Source organism: Geodermatophilus sp. SYSU D00691, assembly GCF_054050275.1.
The window spans coordinates 83,001-103,042 of record NZ_JBJGYZ010000018.1; the positions used below are offsets into that span (position 1 = coordinate 83,001).

A 20,042-nucleotide genomic window follows, 5' to 3' on the forward strand; every position below is an offset into this window, starting at 1 on the left:
GGGGAACGTGCTGGGCCTGCGCAGCGTGATGTTCGCCGTCGACGACCTCGACGCCACCCTCGCCGACAGCTCGGCTGACGTCCCTAGCGGATCACGCGGTGGCGGAGGAAGACGATTCCCGAGCCGAGGGGGCGGGTCTCCACCAGTTCGAGGTCCACCCGGTGCTCGCGCTGGGGGAAGAAGGGGATGCCACCGCCGACCAGCACCGGGTAGACCCTGGGCCGGTACTCGTCGATGAGCCCGGCCGCGGCCGCCTCGGTGGCGAGGGTCGCGCCGCCGATGGCGATGTCCCCGTCCCCGGGCGCGGCCCGCAGCCGCTCGAGCTCCTCCGCCAGGCCGCCGGAGGCCAGGCGGGCATTGCCCCGCACCTCCGACAGCGTCCTGGAGAACACGACCTTGGGCAGCGCCTTCCACAGCGCGGCGAACTCGCGCCGTGCGTCGACGGAGATCCCGACCTGCTCGAACAGCTCGTCGTGCGACGGGTCCTCGTCGGCGGTCTCCCAGTACAGCATCGACTCGTACAGCCGGCGGCCGAGGACGTGGACCCCGAGCTCCCGGATCTGGTCGGTGGCGAAGCGGAAGAGCTCGGGATCAGGGGGCGACCAGTCGAAGCCGCCGTCCGGCCCGACGATGTAGCCGTCGAGCGAGACGCCCATCTCGTAGGTCACCCTGCGCACCACGATCCTCCTCGCTGTCGGCCTGCCCGTACGACCCCCGGGGGCCGCGGAACTCATCGCACCTCGACCTAGCCGGCGCCGCGGGCAGCAGCGGCGAACGCCTCCGCCGCCTCGGCGCCGTCCAGGGCGGTGTACCGCTGGACCCGCTCCCCCAGGCGCAGCTCGACCAGCACCCTGCGGCCGCTGCGCACCGCGACCTCACCCACCTCGGCCAGCGGCACCGAGGCGACGGACGGCTCGCCGAGCAGCTGCGGCTGCACCAGCCACAGCCGGCCGTCGGCTACGGCGAAGACGAGCACGCCGACGAGCCCGCGCCACGGGCCGGGGGGCGCCGCCTTGAGCACCGCCTGCGGCTGCCGCCCCTCCATGGCCAGCCGGCCGATGAGGAAGGCGCTGGCCGCGTCGGCACTCATGAACACGCGGCACAGCGTGTCAGGAGGTGGACGGCGGTGCCGTGGGCCCCGCCGTCCAGCATGATCGGCCGGTGACCGACGACACCGACGTCAAGGACGTGCTGACCGCCGAGGACCGCCGCTACCAGGCGATGCTCGACGCCGACCTGGCCACGCTCGACGAGCTGTGCGCCGACGAGCTGAGCTACGCCCACTCCAGCGGCGTCCGCGACACCAAGGCGGAGTACTTCGAGAAGGTCCGCAGCGGCTACTACGTCTACCACCGCATCGAGCACCCGGTGGAGCGCGTCGAGGTCGTCGGCGACACCGCGATCGTGGTCGGGCGGATGACCGCCGACATCCACGCCGGCGGGGTGGCCAAGACGATCGACAACCTGAGCCTGGCGGTCTGGTCACGCACGGTGAGCGGCTGGCGGCTGCTCGCCTACGCCCCGACGTCTTTGCCCAGCTGACACCCGCTATTTGAGTGATCATGCACCCGTCCGGCGCAGGATGGGTGCATGGGCCCGAGCAGCCGGTCCTCCGGACGGCGGGTGCGGCGGACGCTGCTGGTCGTCCCCGCCGCCTCGCTGGTGGGCGCCGTGCTGCTCGGCTCGGCCGACGGGTCCACCGGCACCTCGGTCCTCTCGACCGCCCTCGTCCCGGTCTGCGCGGCCGAGCCGCACGTCCCCACGCCGCCGGTGACGCGCCGCGCCGCTCCCCCGGCGGTCCCCCCGCCCGTGGCCGTCGACGCGGCCGCCGTCCTCGGCCAGGTGCAAGCCGCGGCCGCCGCCGCGGGCGGGACCGTCACGGTCGTGGTCACCGACGTCCTCGGCCGGCAGGTGCTGGCCGGTCCGGACGCCGGGCGGCCGGTGCTCACCGCCTCGCTCGTCAAGCTGCTCGTCGTCGCCGAGGTCCTGGCCCGCTGGGGCGGCAACCCCCCGCCGGAGGAGCGCGCCCTCCTCGAGCGCGCCGCCGTCTCTTCCGACGACGCCGCGATGAGCGCCCTGTGGGGGCGCCACGACGGCCCGGCCCTGGTCACCGCCGCGACGGCACGGCTCGGCCTGACCGGCACCTCCCCGCCGGCGGACCCGAGCCAGTGGGGCGAGGCGCTGATGAGCGCGACCGACGTGGCCACCTTCCTCTCCCGCGTGGACGAGGCGTACGGGCCGGGGGTCGCCGGCCCGCTGACCGCGTGGCTGCGCGCGACCACGCCCACCGCCGCGGACGGCTTCGACCAGCGCTTCGGGCTGCTCTCCGCCGGGATCGCCGGACCGGTCACCGCGAAGCAGGGCTGGATGTGCTGCGTCGACGGCCGCCGGCAGCTGCACTCGGTGGGGCTGCTGCCCGACGGCCGCGCCGTCGTCCTGCTCGGCGAGTTCTCCCCCGCCACGCCGTGGGCCGCCGCGGTCCGCGCTCTCGACGCCGCGGCGGCCGCGGTCGTGGCCGGCACCGCCGGCATCCCCGCGCAGGGCGGCTGAAGGGGTTGACCCGCACGCCGCACCTCCGGTCAGGTGGACGGCGTGCTGCATCGAGCCGGCAGGAGCAGGTGGACACCTCCGACGGGCGGGGAGCGGCCGCGGGTGGTGGTGGTCGGCGGCGGGTTCGCCGGCTTCTACGCCCTGAAGCGGCTGCAGCGCACGCAGCGGTGGCACGGCGCCGAGCTCGTGCTGGTCAACCCCACCGACTACCTGCTCTACAGCCCGCTCCTGCCCGAGGTGGCGACCGGCGTGGTCGAGGCCCGGCACATCGCGGTCTCGCTGCGGCGGGTGCTGCCCCGGGTGCGGCTGGTCCTCGGCCGCGTCGAGGACGTCGACCTCGCCGGTCGCACCGTGGGCGTGGTCGCCCGGGACGGCTCCGCGATGACGCTGCCCTGGGACCGGCTGGCCCTCGCCCCCGGCTCGGTCACCCGCCAGTTCCCGATCCCCGGCGTCCCCGAGCACGGGCGCGGCATGAAGACGCTGGTCGAGGCGGTGTTCCTCCGCGACCACCTGCTCGAGCAGCTGGACCTGGCCGACGCGACGCCCGACACCCCCGCCGGCCGCGCCGAGCGCGCCGCCCGGCTCACCGTCGTCGCCGTCGGGGCCGGCTACACCGGCACGGAGCTCGTCGCCCAGACCCAGCGCTGGCTGCGCAAGATCGAGAGCCGGTGGAGCCGCACGCGGGCGCAGGACGTCCGGTGGGTGCTGGTCGACGTCGCGCCCGCGGTGCTGCCCGAGCTCGGCCCCGAGCTCGGCCGCCGGGCGCTGGAGCTGCTCCGCCGCCGCGGCGTCGACGTCCGGCTGCAGGTGTCGGTCGCCTCCGCCGACGAGGACGAGGTGCGGCTCACCGACGGCACGACCGTCCCCACCCGCACGCTGCTGTGGGGCGCCGGCGTGGTGCCCAACCCGCTGGTCGACCGGCTGGGGCTGCCCACCCGCCGCGGCCGCCTGGTGGTCGACGCCGACCTGTCGGTCCCCGGCGTGCCGCACGTCTGGGCGGCCGGGGACGCCGCCGCCGTCCCCGACCTCGCCGCCGAGGCCGAGGCCGACACGCGCTCCGACACGCCGCCGACGGCGCAGCACGCGCAGCGCCAGGGCACGGTCATGGGCCGCAACATCGCGGCCGACCTCGGCGTCGGGAAGCCGAAGGACTACCGGCACAAGGACCTGGGCCTGGTCGCCGACCTCGGCGGCTGGGACGCCGTGGCCAAGCCGCTGGGCGTGCCGCTGACCGGCCCGCCGGCCAAGGCGGTCACCCGGGGCTACCACCTCTACGCGCTGCCCTCGACGCCCAACCGCGTCCGGGTCGCCACCGACTGGCTGTTCCAGACCATCCTGCCGCCGGAGTCGACGCAGCTCTCGGTCGTCCGCCCCGACGACGCGCGGATGGCGATCGCCCAGGGCCTGCCGCCCCGCGAGGCGGCGGGCTAGGCGAGAGCGAGCACGCGCAGCGCGGTGCGGGCGGCGCCCCCGCCCTCCTCCTCGGCCACGGCCAGCGCCCGTGGCACGTCGAGGTCGTCGAGCAGCGCCGCGAGGACGGCGTCGCCGCCGCGGTCCCCGCCGCGCCCGGCCGCCGCGTACAGCGACTCCAGGCGGGCCGCCGCGGCGGCGAGCCCGGCCGGCTCGAAGTCCCACGCCGCACCCCACGGCCGGTCGAGCAGCAGCAGCCGGACCGCGGCCGCCGGGTGCTGCTCGAGCAGGTCGGCGACCAAGGTGAGGTTGCCGGTCGACTTGGCCATCTTGGCGCCGCCCTGGCGCACGGCCCCGACGTGCAGCTGCCGGCGGGCGAACGGCGTCACCGACGCCGCCGCCTCGGCCATCGCCGCCTGGTAGGCGTGGTGCGGGAAGGCGAGGTCCTCCCCGCCGACCAGCACGTCGACCGACAGACCGAGCGTGGCGGTGGCCATCGCCGCGCACTCGGCGTGCCAGCCCGGCCGTCCCCAGCCCCAGGGGCTCGGCCACGCCGGGTCGGCCTCGCCCGACGGCCGCCACACCGGGACGTCGAAGGGGTCGTCCTTGCGCGGGTCGTCGGGGTCGTCGCCGAACTCGCGGGCCAGTTCCAGGGCGCGTCCGCGCGGCAGGCCGGAGCGCTCGGCCACGGCGGCCCCGCGGAACCAGACGGTGCCCTCCCGCTCGTAGGCGGCGCCGGCGGCGAGCAGGGCGACGGCGAGGTGTTGCACGTGCGGCACGTGGTGCCGGGCGCGCGGGCTGTGCGTCGGGCGGTGCACGCGCAGCGCCTGCATGTCGCGCTCGAACAGGAACTCCTGGCTGAGCGCGAACTCATCGTAGTGGCGGCCGCGGGCGTCGGCGGCGCGGGTGAGCACGTCGTCGACGTCGGTGACGTTCCGCGTCGTGACGACGTCGGCGCCGGTCGCGCCCAGCACGGCGGCGAGGACGTCGGACCAGACGAAGGTGGCCGCGTGCCCGAGGTGGGTGACGTCGTAGGGGGTGATGCCGCAGGTGTACACGCGGGCCGTGCCGAGCACCGGGAGCGCCGATCCGCCCAGCCGCAGCGAGGTCGTCGGGACCGCCCCGTCCGCGCCGGTCACCCGTCCCGCGGAGCCCACCACGCCGGACGAGGGCACCAACCGCGCAGTCATGACCTCATCCTGCCGGGGACACGCCGGGCGGTGACGTCCGGCCCTGGTCGGTACCGGACGGTTCCGGTAACACTGGTCCATGACCGCCGCGGCCGAGCCCCCGTCGCTGCTGCTGCACACCGTCGAGAACCTCGCGGAGTTCCACCGCGAGCACGAGAAGTTCTACGCCGCCGCCCCGCGCGAGCAGGCCGTCGTCCTCCAGCGCCACGCCAGCACCCTGCACGCCGTGGCCGACCGCACCGCCGCCGAGCTGGCCGGCGTCCTCTTCCTCGAGGGGCAGGGCGCGCCGCCGGGCCTGGCCGCGCTGCGCCGCGAGGTGCGCACGCTCGGCGTCGAGGACGTCGCCACCGGCGAGTGGATGACCAAGGCGATGCAGGCCGCGTGGACCACCGCGGCCGCGCTGCTGGACATCGCCCCGCTCGACGACCTGCTCGGCGAGCGCCACCGGATCGTCGCCAACGACTGGCAGGCCGCCGGCGCCACCGTCGTCGCCGGCCGGCTGCTCGAGCGGGCGGCCGACGTGCTCGACCGGCTCGACCCCGGCGCCGACGGCGACCCGCCGGCCGCCGGGCGCACACCGCCGCTGCTGCACTCGGCGGCCGAGCTGATCGCCCGGGCGGCCGACCTGCTCGGCGAGTCCGCGGGCCTGGTGCAGGACAACGAGCGGCGGTGGCGGGTCTTCCACGACCGGGTGGCCGCGCTGCTGGCGGTGCCCCCGCCGGCCGAGCCGCCGGCCGAGGTCTCCTAGTCCCGCGCGTCGAGGCGGTCGAGCAGGTCGCCGGCCGCCTGCTCGACCGCGTCGTGCCCGTTCTGGCTGGCCCGCTGCTTGGCGTGGATGAGCGCCGCCCGGTTGACCGTCCGGAAGTCGCCGTACGGGAACGCGAAGCGGCCCTTGGTCTCCTCGCTCGCCCCGGGGTCGACGGCGAGGTGCCAGGCGGCGAACTCGTCCCACCCCTTCTCCTCGATGACCTCGTTGCCCTGCTCGGTCGACGGCGCGGCGGTCGACCACTCGGTGCCGGTGTCCACCTCGCCGTCGTCGATCAGCTCCCGCGCGCGGCGGACGGCTGCCTGGTTCACCTCGTAGTCGGGCACGCCGGTCCTCCTACCCGGTCACGGGCAGGAGCAGCCGGGAGGCGCCGGAGCCCAGCGTGAGCGTGCGGTGCGAGGGCTTGAGCGAGCTGCCGGTGGCCGGGTCCTCGCCGGTGCCGAGGTTGCGGGCCCACCGCGGCAGCGAGCCGCCGGCGATCTGCAGGCGCAGCCGCGACCCGGCGCGGAAGCGGTGGGCCAGGGCGTCCAGCTCCAGCCGGACCGTGCCGCTCGCCGCCGCCGGGTCGAGCCGGCGGAACCCGTCGCTCACGTTGCGGGAGCGGCCCCTCGCGTCCACCTCGCACAGCCGCACGAACAGGTCGGCGTGCGGGTTGTCGGTGGTGTGCGCTAGCTCGACCACCGGGACGCCGACGACCTCGAGCGGCTCGGTCAGCACCGGGCCGGTGAAGGTCACGACGTCGTCCCGGGCCTCGAGCCGCGCCTGGTCGACGGAGCCGCTCCCGGCACCGAGCAGCCGGCCACCGACGGTGGGCGTGGGGAACGACGGGTCATAGGTGAACGTGGCCGGCGCGGCGTCGGCGGCCGGCGGCTCGTCGCCCAGACCCCCGCCGGGCTGCAGGAAGACCACCCGCTCGCGTGCGACCGGCGGCCAGGAGGGCAGGTGCCGCCACTCCCCCGCGCCGGTCACGTGCAGGTGCACCGGGGACCCGCGGCGGCGGGTGCCGGTGCCGGCGAGGTGCTCGGCCAGCCAGTCGAGCGTCTCCCGGGTCACCACGGAGCCGCCCTTGGTGAGCACCTCGGTGTGGGTCCAGGGGCCGACGGTCAGCGCCACGTCGACGTCGCGGTCGCGCAGCCGCGCGTACTGCTCCAGCGTCTGCTCGAGGAAGAGGTCCTGCCAGCCGCCGACGAGCAGGACCGGCACGGCCACCCGGTCGAGGGCGGCCGAGAGCCGCATCGGCGTCCAGTGGTCGTGGTCGGCGGCGGTGTGCGCGACCCAGTCGCGGTACCAGGGCGCCCCGCCGGCGAGCACCCGCTCGCCCGCCTCGACCAGCGGCACGTCGTGCAGCGCGGCGCGCAGCCGGCGCGGCGCGGTCGCCTGCCGGGCGAGCCCGCGCAGCGCGCTGCCGTCCTCCTGGTGGGCGACCATGTCGCTCCAGCCGAGGAAGTCGTCGAGCTTGAACGACCCGGCGCCGTGCACGCTCTGGTGGAAGTCGTGCGGGCCGACCAGCACCACCGCGGCGGCGAGCTCCGGCGGCGGGTCGGCCATCAGCGCCCACTGGGTGAAGCCGAGGTAGGACAGCCCGAGGGTGGCGAACCGGCCGCCGAACCACGGCTGCTCCCGCAGCCAGGCGACGGTGTCGGCGCCGTCCTCGATCTCGTGCTGCATGGGCTCGAAGCCGGTGCCGGAGCCGAACGTGCCCCGGACGCTCTGCAGGACGACGTGGTAGCCGCGCTCGGCGTAGAGCCGGGCGAACCCCAGGGGCCAGACGCCCTTCCGGCCGTAGGGCCCGCGCACCAGCACGGTGCCCCGTGCCTGCCCCGTGGGGGCGTAGTGGTCGGCCAGCAGCTCGACGCCGTCGCGCATCGGCACCGGCAGGTCGGGCGTGACGGTGTAGCCGCCGGTCGCCGGCGGGAGCCGGAGGGCCCGGCCGAGCGCCCGGTCGACGAGCCGGCCGGGACGGCTGCGGGGCCGGGCGGGGGCGGGCGGGGTTCCAGTCACGGACGGCGTCTCCTCGGGGTGCGACGGTGCACTGGGTGCATCCTGACCCGAGGGAGCGCTCGGCGTCGACCAGCCCGGGGGGCGTGGCGCAGGATGCCGCCATGGAACCGACGTTCTCCGCCGGGACGACCGCCGCCGTCGCCCGCGCGCGCCAGCACTCGGTCGGCGACCTGCTGCACCGCACCGCCCGCCGGTACCCCGACAAGCTCGCCGTCGTCGCCGGCGACCTGCGGGTGACCTACGCCGGGTTCGACGCCGCGGTGAACCGCACCGCGCACGCGCTGGCCGACCGCGGCCTGGCCAAGGGCGACCGGCTGGCCCTGCTCTCGCACAACTGCTGGCAGTTCGCCGTCCTGGCCTTCGCGACCGCGAAGCTGGGCGTGGTGCTGGTGCCGGTCAACTTCATGCTGGGCCCCGACGAGATCGCGTTCATCCTCCGGCACTCGGGTGCCCGCGGGATCGTCGCCGAGGACGCGCTCGCGCCCACGGCGGAGAAGGCGCTCGCCGCGGCGGGCCAGGACGACGGGGTGCGCGGCTGGATCGGGCTGTCCGGCACGGCGCCGGCCGACGGCTGGGAGGACGTCGACCCGTGGTGGCGCGAGGGCGACGACTCGGCCCCCGACGTCGCCGTCGCTGACGACGACCCGTTGCGGCTGATGTACACCTCGGGCACCGAGTCGCGCCCCAAGGGCGTGATGCTCTCCAGCCGCTCGCTGGTCAGCCAGTACGTCAGCTGCGTCGTCGACGGCGGGATGAGCGCCGACGACGTCGAGGTGCACGCGCTGCCGATGTACCACTGCGCCCAGCTCGACTGCTTCTTCTCCGTCGACGTCTACCTGGGCGCGACCAGCATCATCCTGCCCGCGCCCGATCCGGCCGCCCTGCTCGCGACCATCGCGCGAGAGGGGGTGACGAAGCTGTTCTGCCCGCCGACGGTGTGGATCTCGCTGCTGCGGCACCCCGACTTCGACACCACCGACCTGTCCAGCCTGCGCACCGGCTACTACGGCGCCTCGCCGATGCCGGTGGAGGTGCTGCGCGAGCTGCAGCGCCGGCTGCCCGACGTGCAGCTGTGGAACTTCTACGGGCAGACCGAGATGGCGCCGCTGGCGACGATCCTCCGGCCGCACGAGCAGCTGGAGCGGGCCGGTTCGGCCGGCCGCGCCGCGCTCAACGTCGAGACCCGGCTGGTGGACGACGACGGCGTCCCGGTGCCGCCCGGCCAGGTCGGCGAGATCGTGCACCGCAGCCCGCACGCGGCCCTGGGCTACCACGCCGACGAGGAGAAGACGGCCGAGGCCTTCCGCGGCGGCTGGTTCCACTCCGGCGACCTGGGGGTGATGACCGAGGACGGCTACCTGTCGGTCGTCGACCGCAAGAAGGACATGATCAAGTCCGGCGGGGAGAACGTGGCCAGCCGGGAGGTCGAGGAGGCGATCTACGAGCTCGACGGCGTCGCGGAGGTGGCCGTGTTCGGCATCTCCCACCCGTACTGGGTCGAGGCGGTGACCGCCGTCGTCGTCCCCAAGGCGGGGGCGGCGCTCACCGCGGACGACGTGCGGGCGCACACGCAGGCCCGGCTGGCCGGCTACAAGCGGCCCAAGTACGTCGTCCTGGCCGACGGGCTGCCGAAGAACCCGAGCGGGAAGATCCTCAAGCGCGAGCTGCGCCAGGCCCACGCCGGCCTGGCCGCGGAGGAAGGCGCGTGACCGCGCACCTGGTGCTCGAGTACACCCTCGTCGGCGACTACCTCGACCGCCGGGCGGCGCTGCGCGACGAGCACCTGGCGCTCGCGCGGGCCGCGCACGAGCGGGGCGAGCTGCTGCTCGCCGGGGCGCTGCCCGACCCCTACGACCGCGCGCTGCTGATCTGGACGGCGCCGCGCGAGGTGGTGGAGGCGTTCGCGCGGCAGGACCCGTACGTCCGGCACGGGCTGGTGACCGCCTGGACGGTCCGCGACTGGGACGTCGTCGTCGGCTGACCTCCGCTTTCGGCGCCGAAAGCGGGTGGTCAGCGGTATCAGCGGCGGCTATACCGCAGTGCTCACCTCGCCCAGGGCCTGCTGCGCGGCCCGGGCGACGAGGTCGCGCAGGTAGGCGTGCTCGGGGTCGTCGTCGAACACCGGGTGCCACCACATCGCCTCGAGCAGCGGCCCCACCTCGACCGGGGGCGGCAGCGCCCGGATGCCCAGGTTCAGCGGCAGCAGCTCGAACAGCCGGCGCTGCAGCAGCGCGATCCGGTCGCTGCCGGCGACCAGCCCGGGCACGGTCAGGAAGTTCTCGGTGATCACCTGCACGTGCGGCTCGATGCCGCGCATCCGCATCTGCCGCTCGGCGGGCGTGGCCGCCGTCGGCCCGTGGAAGGTGACCACCCACGGCAGCGTCTCGAGGTGCTCGACGGTGAGCCCGCCGTCGACGACGGGGTTGTCGGCGGCCACGATGCAGACCCACTCGTCGCGGTAGAGGTCGCGGTGCGACAGGCCGGTGACGAAGCCGTGCGGCAGCACCAGCAGGTCGGTGGTGAGCATGAGCTGGTCGGCGCGGTCGACCGCCGACGGCGTGTTCGCCGTCAGCCGCAGCCGGGCGTGCGGCGCCTCCTCGGCCAGCAGCTCGGCCACCGTGTCGCCGAGGACGGCGACCCAGTAGTCGCTGACCAGGAAGGTGAACTCCCGCGTCGAGGAGGCGGGGTCGAACTCCGGCTGGGCCGTGAACACCCGCTCCACCCCGGACAGCGCGATCCGGGTCAGCTCCTTGAGCTGCACGGCCAGCGGGGTGAGCCGGTACTCGTTGCCCACCCGGGTGAGCAGCTCGTCGCCGAAGTGCCGGCGCAGGCGGGCGAGCGAGGCCGACAGCGCCGGCTGGGACAGCCCCATCTGCGCCGCCGCCCGGGTGACGCTGCGCTGCTGGAGCAGGGCGTCGAGGGAGACGAGCAGGTTGAGGTCCAGGCTCGCCAGGTTCACGCCGGACACGCTATCGACGCCGCTGATGGCTGTCATCACACATCTCGTCTTCCCAACCCCTTCGGGAGACCGGACTGTGGTGTGCGTCGCTTCGAGGAGGATCCGACGTGCCGTCGCACAGCCCCATCACCCCCGCCGATCTCGACCGCTCCGACCCGGAGGGGGCGATCGCCGCCGCCGCCAAGCGCTGCTCCAACTGGGGCCGCTGGGGCGCGGACGACGTGCTCGGCACGCTGAACTTCCTGGACGAGGCCAAGCGCCTCGAGGGCGCCCGGCTGGTCCGCCGCGGGGCGAGCTTCTCGCTGTCGCAGCGGTTCGACATGGACGGCCCGCAGAAGGGCTGGCGGCGGCGCACCAACCCGGTGCACACGATGCTCGACACCGGCACCGACGCCGAGCGCGGCGTGCAGGGCTTCCCGCACGGCATCGGCGGCGCGGACGACGTCATCGCGATGCCGCTGCAGGCCTCCACCCAGTGGGACGGCCTCGGCCACATCTTCGACCACGGCATGGCCTGGAACGGCCGCCGCGCCGGGGACGTCGTCACCAGCGACGGCGACAAGGTCACCGGCATCGAGACCACCGCCGCGCTGTTCGCCGGCCGCGGGGTGCTGCTCGACGTCGGCCGCGCGATCGGCGACGACGGCGAGCTGCCCGACGGGTTCGCCATCACCACCGAGCACCTCGAGGCCACCATCGCCGCCCAGGGCGGGTCGGCCCGGGTCGGCCGCGGCGACCTGCTGCTGGTGCGCACCGGCCGGCTGACCCGCGCCCGCCGCGATCTCGCCGAGGGCCGTGGCTGGGGCGACTACGCCGGCGGCGCCGCCCCCGGCCTGTCGTTCACCACCGCCGACTGGCTGCACGGCACCGAGATCGCCGGCGTCGCCACCGACACCTGGGGCTTCGAGGTGCGCCCGAACGAGTTCGACGTCGCGTTCCAGCCGCTGCACCAGGTCGCCATCCCCAACATCGGCTTGTTCATCGGCGAGATGTGGGACCTCGACGCCCTGGCCGCCGACTGCACCGCCGACGGCCGGTGGGACTTCTTCCTCACCGCCGCCCCCCTGCCCGTGACCGGCGCCGTCGGCGCTCCGGTCAACCCGATCGCCGTCAAGTAGGAGCTCCCGTGACCGCCGTCAACTCCGTCCTCGTGGTCGGCGCCGGCCTCGCCGGCGCCGGCACCGCCATCCACCTCGCCGCCCGCGGTGTCGCCGTCGACCTGGTCGAGATCAAGCCCGAGGTGGCCGCCCTCGGCTCCGGCATCACGCTGCAGGGCAACGCGCTGCGCGAGCTGCGCTCCCTCGGGGTGTGGGAGCAGGTGCAGGCCGCCGGCTACGCCTTCGACGTCACCGGCATCCGCGCACCCGACCCGAACGGCACCGTCGTCGCCGAGGTCCCCGACGCCAAGACCGGCGGCCCCGACCTGCCCGCCGTCATGGGCATGCCGCGCCCCGAGCTGGCGAAGATCCTCGCCGACCGGGCCGCCGAGGTCGGCGTCAAGCTCCGCTTCGGCACCACCTTCACCGAGCTGAGCCAGGACGAGACCGGCGTGGACGTCACGTTCTCCGACGGCTCGACCGGCCGCTACGACCTGGTGGTCGGCGCCGACGGCATCCGCTCGTGGACCCGCCGGGCGCTCGGCATCAACCTGGAGACGAAGTCGGTCGGCATGGGCATCTGGCGCGCCTTCGGGCCCCGACCGGCCGGCGTCACCCGCACCGACCTCTACTACGGCGGGCCGTCGTTCATCGCCGGCTACTGCCCGACCGGCGAGAACTCGCTCTACGCCTACATCGTCGAGCCGGCCCAGGACCGCAGCGCGCTCTCCCCCGAGGAGCAGCTCGCCACCATGAAGGAGCTCTCGCAGGCCTACCACGGCCCGTGGGACGAGATCCGCGAGACGCTCACCGACCCGAGCCGGGTCAACTACACGTGGTTCGAGACCCACGTGCTCGACGTGCCGTGGAACCGCGGCCGCGTGGTGCTCATCGGGGACGCCGCGCACACCTGCCCGCCCACCATCGCCCAGGGCGGGGCCATGGCCCTGGAGGACGCCGTCGTCCTCGCCGAGCTGCTCACCGAGCGCGACGCGCTCGACCAGGACCTGTGGGACGCCTTCCACGCCCGCCGGTACGAGCGCGCCAAGACCGTCGTCGACGCGTCCAACCAGCTCTGCCAGTGGCAGCTCGAGCACGTCCAGGGCGACATCCCGGGCCTCATGCGCTCGATCGCCATGCTCACCAGCCAGCCCGCCTAAGGAACAGCCACCATGACCCAGCGCCTGATCACCCACCTGCGGCACGTCGACCTCGCCGTGCCGGACCTGCGCAAGCAGACCGACTTCTTCACCAGCACCTGGGGCCTCAAGGCCGAGCACAGCGACTCGGGCCTGACGTTCCTGGCCGCCGAGGGCTCGCCGGAGCAGTACGTCGTCCGGCTGCGCGAGTCGGCCGACAAGCGGATCGACCTGATCTCCTTCGGCGCGGCGAACGCCGCCGACGTCGACACCCTGGCCGCGCGCATGGCCGCCGAGGGCGTGCAGCTCGTGCACGAGCCCGAGGACCTGCACACCCCCGGCGGCGGCTACGGCTTCCGGTTCTTCGACAACGAGGGCCGCACCGTCGAGGTCAGCTCCGACGTCGCCGTGCGGCAGCACCGCAAGATCGAGGAGGGCGAGTCCATCCCGGTCCGCCTCTCGCACGTGGTGATCAACTCGGCCAACCCCGAGCAGACCGTCGCCTTCTACGAGAAGCACTTCGGCTTCGCCCTCTCCGACACCCTCATGCACCCGCGGATGGGCAACATGATGTGGTTCCTGCGGACCAACGCCTGGCACCACTCGATGGCGATCGCCCGCGGCCCGCACCCCGCCCTGCACCACGCGAGCTTCGAGATGCGCGGGATCGACGAGTACATGCGCGGCACCGGCCGCCTGCTGCGCGCCGGCGTCGAGAAGATCTGGGGCCCCGGCCGGCACATGGCCGGCAACAACACCTTCAGCTACTTCCTCGACCCGCACGGCAACACCGTCGAGTACACGACGGAGCTGGAGGAGGTCGACGAGGACACCTGGCACCCGCACGTCTACGACTTCACCCAGCCCGAGGTCTCCGACCAGTGGGGCACGGCGAACGCGATGAACGAGTTCGTCGCGCAGAAGTCGTTCAACGACCCGGACAAGGGCCTGTTCGTGGCCCCTCCCGTCTGATGCGGTTCGCCACCTGGGAGGACGGCGGGATCGTCACCGCCGGCGTCGTCGGCGAGCACGGGCTGCACGCCCTGCCCGTCGACGTCACCGTGCTCGACCTGGTGCGCGCCGGGCTGCCGGTCGCCCTCGACGCCGGGACGGCGGCCTTCTCGGCGCCGCCGGTCCCGGTCGACGAGGTCCGCCTGCTGCCGCCGCTGCAGGCGCCGACCGTGCGGGACTTCGTCGCGTTCGAGGAGCACGTCGAGGGCGTGCGCAAGGCGATCGACGGGCAGGCCGGCGTCGTCGCCGAGTGGTACCAGGCGCCGACGTTCTACTTCACCAACCCGTACGCCCTCGTCGGCGCGCACGACGACGTCGCGGTACCGCCGGGCTCGCAGCGGTTCGACTTCGAGCTCGAGGTCGCCGTCGTCGTCGGGCGGGACGGGACGTCGCTGACGCCCGAGGCCGCCCGCGACCACGTGTTCGGGTACACGATCTTCAACGACTGGTCGGCCCGCGACCTGCAGGCCCGGGAGATGAAGGTCAACCTCGGCCCGGCCAAGGGCAAGGACTCGGCCACCACCCTCGGGCCCTGGCTGGTCACCGCCGACGAGCTGGAGCCCTACCGGGACGACGAGGGCTTCCTCGCCCTGGACATGCGGGTGGCGGTGAACGACGTCGAGATCGGCCAGGACCTGCTGTCCAACATGGGCTGGCCGTTCGAGGAGCTCATCTCCTACGCCTCCCGCGGCACCTGGGTGCGCGCGGGCGACGTGCTGGGCTCGGGCACCTGCGGCAACGGCGGCTGCCTGGCCGAGCTGTGGGGCACCCGCGGCGACGCCGCTCCCCCGCCGCTGCAGCCGGGCGACGTGGTGGAGATGACCGTCGAGGGGATCGGCACCATCCGCAACCGGGTCGTGGAGGGCGTCGAGCTGCCGCCGGTCGCCCCGGCGCGGCAGCGCTCGCGGGCCCGCAAGCGACTGTCGTGAGCGGGCTCGGCGGGAAGGTCGTCGTCGTCACCGGTGCCGGGCAGGGGCAGGGGGCGGCCGAGGCGCGCCTGCTGGCCGCCCAGGGCGCCACGGTGGTCGGCTGCGACCTCAAGCCCGAGCCGGCCGAGGAGCTGCCTGGAGTGGGGTACCGGCAGCTCGACGTCACCGACGCCGCCGGCTGGGCGGCGCTCGCCGACGACCTGCGCGCGCGCCACGGCGCCGTGCACGGGCTGGTGGCCAACGCCGGCGTCACGTGGCGGGCGCGGCTGACCGACCTGGATCCGGCCGACCTGGCCCGGGTCTCGGAGGTCAACGTCACCGGCACCCTGCTCGGCATCCAGGCGCTCACCCCGCTGATGACGGGCGGCGGCTCGATCGTCGTCGTCGGCTCGGTCGCCGCGCTGACCGGCCACTACCCGGTGGCCTACACCGCGTCGAAGTGGGCGCTGCGCGGGCTGGCCAAGGCCGCCTGCCTGGAGCTGGGCCCGCGCGGAATCCGGGTCAACACCGTGCATCCCGGCTACATCGAGACGCCGATGACCGCCTCGGCGGCGCCGGCGTTCCGCGCCGCGAACGTCGCCGAGACCCCGCTCGGCCGCACCGGCACCGTCGACGAGGTCGCCCCGCTGGTCGCCTTCCTGGTCAGCGACGACGCCTCGTTCATCACCGGCGCCGAGATCCCCGTCGACGGCGGCCTGACCGCCCACGGCGGCGTCAAGTCGATCAGCGACGCCGTCCGCGCCGCTGTCTGAAGAACCACCGCGAGAGGAACGCACGTGTTCGAGTACTTCCCCACCGGCCCCTACACCTACAACCTCAGCGTCGTCGCGACGCTGAACTCCGGTGGGCTGATCGACGAGGTCGACCGCGCGTGCCGGCCGATCCGCGAGGCGGCCGCCGGCGGGGAGGACGCCGGCACCCCGGCGTTCCTCGCGGCCTGGACGAAGCTGACCGACCAGCTCGTCGGCCAGGCCGAGGAGGCCGAGAAGGCCGGGCACACCCGCACCGCCGGCCAGCTGTACTTCCGCGCCAGCAACTACCTGGCCCAGGCCGAGCGCATGCTCGCCCACTCCGACCCCCACCGGATCCCGACCTACAAGCGGCTGCTCGAGCTGGCCCAGAAGGCCTTCGACACCTACAGCCCGTCGGTCACCCGGGTCGCGATCCCCTACGAGGGCACGACTCTGCCGGCCTACTTCTCCGCCGCCCCCGGCGACGGCCCGAAGCCGGTGGTCATCCTGGTCAACGGGCTGGACTCCACCAAGGAGCACATGTACTCCTCCGATCACTGGGCGGAGCTGGCCGCCCGCGGCATCTCCTGCCTCATGCTCGACCAGCCCGGCACCGGCGAGGCGCTGCGGCTGCAGGGCCTGACCGCGCGGATCGACACCGAGGTGTGGGCCGGCGCCGCCGTCGACTACCTGGAGACCCGCGACGACGTCGACGCCGGCCGGATCGGCATCGTCGGCTGGTCGCTGGGCGGCTACTACTCCCCCCGCGCCGCCGCCTTCGAGAAGCGCCTGGCGCTGTGCGTGGCCTGGGGCGCCAACCACGACTGGGGCGCGGTGCAGCGCCGCCGCCGCGAGCGCGAGGGCGAGCGCCCGGTCCCCCACTACTGGGAGCACGTGCTGTGGGTGTGGGGCCAGGAGGGCGACGAGAACCACCTCGACGCGTTCCTCGACTTCGCCGACGGCGTGCACCTCGACGGCGTCGTCGAGCAGATCACCGTGCCGTTCCTCATCGCGCACGGCGCCAACGACCGGCAGATCCCGGTGGAGTACGCGCACCGCTCCTACGAGCAGGCGGTCAACTCCCCCAAGCGCGAGCTGCGCGTGTTCACCCCCGAGGAGGGCGCGACCGAGCACATCGGTCTCGACCACCTGCCCTACGTGAGCACCTTCATCGCCGACTGGGTCGCCGACACGTTCGCCGAGCTGGGCCGGGAGGGCTGACCGCCGTGCGGATGGTCTTCGTGAACCTGCCGGTGACCGACCTCGCGACCGCGCGGGACTTCTACACCGGCCTCGGCTTCGGCGTGCACGAGCGCTTCTCCGACGAGGGCAGCGCCGCGATCACCGTCGACGAGAGCATCGTGCTCATGCTGCACACCCGCGACCGGTTCGCCGACCTGGTGCCCGGCGAGGTCGGCGACCCCGCGCAGGCCACCACGGTGGTCCACCGGCTGACGGCCGACAGCCGGGAGGAGGTCGACGACCTGGTCGCCCGCGCCCTGGCCGCCGGCGGCCGGCCGTGGCTGCCGGCCCAGGACGGCGAGTCGTCCTACACCGGCAGCTTCACCGACCCCGACGGCAACGCGTGGGAGGTCAGCTGGCTCGACCAGCTGCACACCATCTGAACCGCGGTCACCCGGCCGCGGGCGCGGCTCGCAGCCCGGACAGCAGGCCCAGCTGGGCCAGGAAGTCGGCCATGTTCCAGTAGTCGTGGTTCTCGGCGATCCGCCCGTCCCGGAGCCGCCCGGTCGACACACCCCGCAGGGAGAAGCGGTTGCCCGTGGCCGGCAGGCCGAACTCCGGATCGGCCCGGTCGTTGGTGCCCTCCAGGACCCACTCGACGGCGTAGCCGTCGCCGGCGACGAGCACCTGGCCCGTGCTGATCCGGTAGTCGGCGGACACCCGCTCCTCCAGCGAGCCCAGCATCCGCGCGACGTCGGCGTGCCCCTGCTCCCGCGATCCGAGCGCCACGTCCTCGTACACGACGTCGTCGGTCATGCAGCGCAGCATCCGCGGGACGTCGTGGGCGTCCTGCGCGGCGACCAGCTCGCGGACGACGGCGACCGCGCTCTCCTCCCCCTCGGCCATGCCGGCCTCCCTCCGCCACGTGGCCGCGGACCGTACGCGCACCGGTCATTCGGACGGGAGAGCCGGAAGGCCCCGCCCGTGACCCACCGTGACGGCCCGCCCGGGAGTCCACCCCATCGGGTGCCCGGTCCGGACTGCGGTGTGCCGGAACCCTTCCTACGCTGATCGTGACCGACCAGGCACGCAGCGTGGAGGGGGTGCGCATGGCCGACGTCCCGCGCTGGCTCGGCCGTGCCCTCCTCCTCGGCGCGCTCGCGGTCGCGTTCTGGCTGGCCGGCAGCGCGTCCGCGTCGGCCGAGGAACGCCCGGCCGAGCCGCTGCCGGCGCTCCTGGCGGCGCCGCTCGAGGCCGTCCCCGCCGTGGTGCACGACGTCGTCGACGTGGCCTCCTCCGCCGTCCTCGAGCCGGCCGTCGCGGTGCTGCCTCCTGCCGTCGGCGAGCCGGTGCCGGCGCTGGCCGGCAGCCTGGTGACCGTTCCGGACCGCCTCGTCGACGAGGTGCAGCCGGGCAACCCGCCGCTGCCCGTGGCGGTGCCCGTGGTGGTGCCCGCGGCCCCGGTCGCGGTCGAGCCCGTCACCCCGGCGGTGGCCGCGCCGCTCCCGGCGCCGGACGCCGTCGCGCCCCAGCACCCGGGCACGCCCGTGACTCCCGCCGCGCCGGCCGCCGCGCCGCTCGCCGAGGCCGGCAACGCTCCCGCGACGCCGTCGCCGGCCGCACCGGTCCCCGCCCTCCCCGCGGCCGGCGACGGCACCCGCACCACCTCCTCCGGCGGCTCGGACACCGGCCCTGCCGCCGTCCCGGGCGCGACCACCGACGTCCCCGCCACGACCGCGACCGACCGGTCGGGCACCTCGTCCGCCGCCCCCCGCGGCGTCGTGGTCGACCCCTCCTTCTCCCCCGGCTGAGTGGCGCCCGGCCGGCCTCCTGGCCGGCACGGCGCACCCCCGGTCCTTCGCGACCGGTCCCACTCAGACCTGGAGGAAGAAGTCATGCACGCATGGATGAGGCGGGGCCTGCAGACGGCCCTGCTCGCCGGTGGCCTGCTGGCCGTCGGCACCGGGGTCGCGGCGGCCGACGAGAACGACGTCGCCGCCGAGGCCGCCGGAGCGATCGCCACCGTCCCCGTCGCCGACGGGGCCGTCCTCGACGTCCCGCTGCTGGCCGGCACGGACGGCGACCTCGACGTCGCCGGGCTGCTGGAGGTCCGCGAGGCCACCGGGGCGCCCGACCCGCAGGGCGACCTGGCCGTGACCGTCCCGGTGCACACCGCCGGGGCCGACCGCGCCACCGGGACGACGGTGTCCACCCCGCTGGTGCGCGGCGACGCCACCGGGCCGCGGCAGGACGCCGTCGTCCTGCCGGTCAGCGCCGAGGCCGGCGTGCCGACCACGGTCACGCTGCCGGACCGGTCGGGCGACGGCGAGGAGGAGCGCGAGGACCTGCTCGTGCTCCCGCTCGACCTGCTCCCCGGTTTCGGCGACGACCTGCTGGCCGGCACCACGGTCGACCTCGACCTGGCCGACCTGCTCGGCTCGGACGGCGGCGCGGTGATCGCCGTCCCGGTGAACGAGGGCCGCGACGGCCTGCTCGGCGACGTCCTGGTGCAGGTCACGCTGCCGTTCCCGGGCCACGGGCACGGGAGCGGGGACGGCGACGGGCCCGGGGACGGCGACGGGCCCGGGAACGGCGACGGGGACGGACCCGGCACGACCCCCGGAGCGGGGACCGGCGGCGGGGACGGCGCGACGCCGGACGGGCACGGTCCGGGTGGCGACGGGGCGCCCGGCGACGGGCTGCTCTGCACCGAGCCGGCGGAGGCTCCCGTCGCCCCGGCCGGCGGGCCCACCGGTGGCACCCCTCTCGCCACCGGACCGTCGGTGAGCGGCGGCGGTGCCCGTGACGAGCCGTGCGGCCTCGGCACGGCGTCGGCGACCCGGCCGGCCCCGGCGACCGGGCCGGCGCCGGCCGGCCTCCCGGCGCTGGTGGGCCTGGCCGGTCTCGGCGCCGTCCTGGCGCTGGCGACCGTCCGCCGGGCGCTGCGCCGCTGACCGCGACGGGGGGGGCGGGGCCGGGGGGGGCGGCGGGGGGGGGGGCCGCGGGGGGGGGGGGGGGGCGGGGGGGGGGCGCTCGCTCGCAGCCGCGGGCCGGGGGGGGGGGCGCGGGGGGGCGGC

At 75.2% G+C, this 20,042-nt stretch carries 22 protein-coding genes; 15 read left to right on the forward strand and 7 right to left on the reverse strand.

Annotation, left to right across the window (positions count from 1 at the left end; genetic code table 11):
* Nucleotides 1-83: 83 nt before the first annotated feature.
* Nucleotides 84-677 carry a dihydrofolate reductase family protein gene (locus ACI797_RS14735; protein ID WP_456859442.1) on the reverse strand — a complete coding sequence of 198 codons (594 nt, stop codon included), beginning with the start codon at nucleotides 675-677 and terminating at the stop codon, nucleotides 84-86.
* Nucleotides 678-745: 68 nt separating this feature from the next.
* Nucleotides 746-1,096, reverse strand: a complete 351-nt coding sequence (locus tag ACI797_RS14740) for a hypothetical protein (protein ID WP_456859443.1) — start codon at nucleotides 1,094-1,096, stop codon at nucleotides 746-748.
* A 65-nt stretch (nucleotides 1,097-1,161) separates the two neighbouring features.
* On the opposite strand from ACI797_RS14740, the gene ACI797_RS14745 reads away from it, so the two are divergent.
* The 3 genes from ACI797_RS14745 to ACI797_RS14755 are packed head-to-tail and all read left to right on the forward strand — an operon-like array spanning nucleotide 1,162 to nucleotide 3,981.
* A complete protein-coding gene (locus ACI797_RS14745) occupies nucleotides 1,162-1,542 on the forward strand; it encodes a nuclear transport factor 2 family protein (protein ID WP_456859444.1) in 381 nt (126 codons plus the stop codon).
* A 48-nt stretch (nucleotides 1,543-1,590) separates the two neighbouring features.
* Nucleotides 1,591-2,550 (forward strand): hypothetical protein, encoded by a 960-nt coding sequence (locus ACI797_RS14750; protein WP_456859445.1) that lies wholly within the window; start codon nucleotides 1,591-1,593, stop codon nucleotides 2,548-2,550.
* Nucleotides 2,551-2,592: 42 nt separating this feature from the next.
* Nucleotides 2,593-3,981, forward strand: a complete 1,389-nt coding sequence (locus tag ACI797_RS14755; protein ID WP_456859446.1) for an NAD(P)/FAD-dependent oxidoreductase — start codon at nucleotides 2,593-2,595, stop codon at nucleotides 3,979-3,981.
* On the opposite strand, the gene ACI797_RS14760 is transcribed toward ACI797_RS14755, so the two are convergent.
* Nucleotides 3,978-5,150, reverse strand: a complete 1,173-nt coding sequence (locus tag ACI797_RS14760; RefSeq protein ID WP_456859448.1) for a cysteine--tRNA ligase — start codon at nucleotides 5,148-5,150, stop codon at nucleotides 3,978-3,980. The two genes, ACI797_RS14755 and ACI797_RS14760, sit on opposite strands and share 4 nt — an antisense overlap.
* Before the next feature lie 79 nt (nucleotides 5,151-5,229).
* On the opposite strand from ACI797_RS14760, the gene ACI797_RS14765 reads away from it, so the two are divergent.
* A complete protein-coding gene (locus ACI797_RS14765) occupies nucleotides 5,230-5,898 on the forward strand; it encodes a hypothetical protein (protein WP_456541181.1) in 669 nt (222 codons plus the stop codon).
* On the opposite strand, the gene ACI797_RS14770 is transcribed toward ACI797_RS14765, so the two are convergent.
* Entirely contained in the window at nucleotides 5,895-6,242 is a 348-nt protein-coding gene (locus ACI797_RS14770) for a hypothetical protein (RefSeq protein ID WP_456859449.1), read from the reverse strand. The two genes, ACI797_RS14765 and ACI797_RS14770, sit on opposite strands and share 4 nt — an antisense overlap.
* A 10-nt stretch (nucleotides 6,243-6,252) precedes the next feature.
* The gene (locus tag ACI797_RS14775; RefSeq protein WP_456859450.1) at nucleotides 6,253-7,917 is read right to left on the reverse strand and encodes a CocE/NonD family hydrolase; all 1,665 of its coding nucleotides are present in this window, start codon (nucleotides 7,915-7,917) and stop codon (nucleotides 6,253-6,255) included.
* Between the two features lie 101 nt (nucleotides 7,918-8,018).
* On the opposite strand from ACI797_RS14775, the gene ACI797_RS14780 reads away from it, so the two are divergent.
* Both ACI797_RS14780 and ACI797_RS14785 read left to right on the forward strand, forming a co-directional pair.
* Nucleotides 8,019-9,626 carry an acyl-CoA synthetase gene (locus ACI797_RS14780; RefSeq protein WP_456859451.1) on the forward strand — a complete coding sequence of 536 codons (1,608 nt, stop codon included), beginning with the start codon at nucleotides 8,019-8,021 and terminating at the stop codon, nucleotides 9,624-9,626.
* Nucleotides 9,623-9,898, forward strand: coding sequence for a YciI-like protein (locus tag ACI797_RS14785; RefSeq protein WP_456859452.1), 276 nt, complete (start codon nucleotides 9,623-9,625; stop codon nucleotides 9,896-9,898). The genes ACI797_RS14780 and ACI797_RS14785 overlap by 4 nt, the downstream gene beginning before the upstream one ends.
* A 48-nt stretch (nucleotides 9,899-9,946) precedes the next feature.
* Here ACI797_RS14785 and ACI797_RS14790 read toward each other — a convergent pair whose 3' ends face one another.
* Entirely contained in the window at nucleotides 9,947-10,876 is a 930-nt protein-coding gene (locus ACI797_RS14790; protein ID WP_456859453.1) for a LysR family transcriptional regulator, read from the reverse strand.
* Nucleotides 10,877-10,983: 107 nt separating this feature from the next.
* On the opposite strand from ACI797_RS14790, the gene ACI797_RS14795 reads away from it, so the two are divergent.
* Genes ACI797_RS14795 through ACI797_RS14825 form a run of 7 tightly spaced genes read left to right on the forward strand, consistent with a single transcriptional unit; the run spans nucleotide 10,984 to nucleotide 17,408 of the window.
* Entirely contained in the window at nucleotides 10,984-11,994 is a 1,011-nt protein-coding gene (locus ACI797_RS14795; RefSeq protein WP_456859454.1) for a cyclase family protein, read from the forward strand.
* An 8-nt stretch (nucleotides 11,995-12,002) separates the two neighbouring features.
* The gene (locus ACI797_RS14800) at nucleotides 12,003-13,133 is read left to right on the forward strand and encodes an FAD-dependent oxidoreductase (protein ID WP_456859455.1); all 1,131 of its coding nucleotides are present in this window, start codon (nucleotides 12,003-12,005) and stop codon (nucleotides 13,131-13,133) included.
* A gap of 12 nt (nucleotides 13,134-13,145) precedes the next feature.
* Nucleotides 13,146-14,084 (forward strand): VOC family protein, encoded by a 939-nt coding sequence (locus ACI797_RS14805; RefSeq protein WP_456859456.1) that lies wholly within the window; start codon nucleotides 13,146-13,148, stop codon nucleotides 14,082-14,084.
* Complete coding sequence (locus ACI797_RS14810; protein ID WP_456859457.1) at nucleotides 14,084-15,052, forward strand: fumarylacetoacetate hydrolase family protein; 969 nt, start codon at nucleotides 14,084-14,086, stop codon at nucleotides 15,050-15,052. The genes ACI797_RS14805 and ACI797_RS14810 overlap by 1 nt, the downstream gene beginning before the upstream one ends.
* On the forward strand, nucleotides 15,049-15,804 hold the full coding sequence (locus ACI797_RS14815; protein ID WP_456859458.1) for an SDR family NAD(P)-dependent oxidoreductase: 756 nt from the start codon (nucleotides 15,049-15,051) through the stop codon (nucleotides 15,802-15,804). The genes ACI797_RS14810 and ACI797_RS14815 overlap by 4 nt, the downstream gene beginning before the upstream one ends.
* 24 nt (nucleotides 15,805-15,828) lie before the next feature.
* Complete coding sequence (locus tag ACI797_RS14820) at nucleotides 15,829-17,004, forward strand: alpha/beta hydrolase family protein (protein ID WP_456859459.1); 1,176 nt, start codon at nucleotides 15,829-15,831, stop codon at nucleotides 17,002-17,004.
* An 11-nt stretch (nucleotides 17,005-17,015) separates the two neighbouring features.
* Nucleotides 17,016-17,408, forward strand: coding sequence for a VOC family protein (locus ACI797_RS14825; protein WP_456859463.1), 393 nt, complete (start codon nucleotides 17,016-17,018; stop codon nucleotides 17,406-17,408).
* Nucleotides 17,409-17,415: 7 nt separating this feature from the next.
* On the opposite strand, the gene ACI797_RS14830 is transcribed toward ACI797_RS14825, so the two are convergent.
* Complete coding sequence (locus ACI797_RS14830) at nucleotides 17,416-17,871, reverse strand: nuclear transport factor 2 family protein (RefSeq protein WP_456859460.1); 456 nt, start codon at nucleotides 17,869-17,871, stop codon at nucleotides 17,416-17,418.
* 167 nt (nucleotides 17,872-18,038) lie between these two features.
* Here ACI797_RS14830 and ACI797_RS14835 point away from each other — a divergent pair, with 167 nt between their 5' ends.
* Both ACI797_RS14835 and ACI797_RS14840 read left to right on the forward strand, forming a co-directional pair.
* Entirely contained in the window at nucleotides 18,039-18,776 is a 738-nt protein-coding gene (locus tag ACI797_RS14835) for a hypothetical protein (RefSeq protein WP_456859461.1), read from the forward strand.
* A gap of 84 nt (nucleotides 18,777-18,860) precedes the next feature.
* The gene (locus tag ACI797_RS14840) at nucleotides 18,861-19,919 is read left to right on the forward strand and encodes a hypothetical protein (protein WP_456859462.1); all 1,059 of its coding nucleotides are present in this window, start codon (nucleotides 18,861-18,863) and stop codon (nucleotides 19,917-19,919) included.
* The last annotated feature ends 123 nt before the right edge of the window (nucleotides 19,920-20,042 follow it).

Excerpts from the sequence above, each read along its gene's own strand:
- ACI797_RS14750 (WP_456859445.1), top strand. The coding sequence starts at position 1,591 with ATGGGCCCGAGCAGCCGGTCCTCCGGACGGCGGGTGCGGCGGACGCTG.
- ACI797_RS14760 (WP_456859448.1), bottom strand. The coding sequence starts at position 5,150 with ATGACTGCGCGGTTGGTGCCCTCGTCCGGCGTGGTGGGCTCCGCGGGA.
- ACI797_RS14765 (WP_456541181.1), top strand. The coding sequence starts at position 5,230 with ATGACCGCCGCGGCCGAGCCCCCGTCGCTGCTGCTGCACACCGTCGAG.
- ACI797_RS14780 (WP_456859451.1), top strand. The coding sequence starts at position 8,019 with ATGGAACCGACGTTCTCCGCCGGGACGACCGCCGCCGTCGCCCGCGCG.
- ACI797_RS14805 (WP_456859456.1), top strand. The coding sequence starts at position 13,146 with ATGACCCAGCGCCTGATCACCCACCTGCGGCACGTCGACCTCGCCGTG.
- ACI797_RS14810 (WP_456859457.1), top strand. The coding sequence starts at position 14,084 with ATGCGGTTCGCCACCTGGGAGGACGGCGGGATCGTCACCGCCGGCGTC.
- ACI797_RS14825 (WP_456859463.1), top strand. The coding sequence starts at position 17,016 with ATGGTCTTCGTGAACCTGCCGGTGACCGACCTCGCGACCGCGCGGGAC.
- ACI797_RS14830 (WP_456859460.1), bottom strand. The coding sequence starts at position 17,871 with ATGGCCGAGGGGGAGGAGAGCGCGGTCGCCGTCGTCCGCGAGCTGGTC.
- ACI797_RS14840 (WP_456859462.1), top strand. The coding sequence starts at position 18,861 with ATGCACGCATGGATGAGGCGGGGCCTGCAGACGGCCCTGCTCGCCGGT.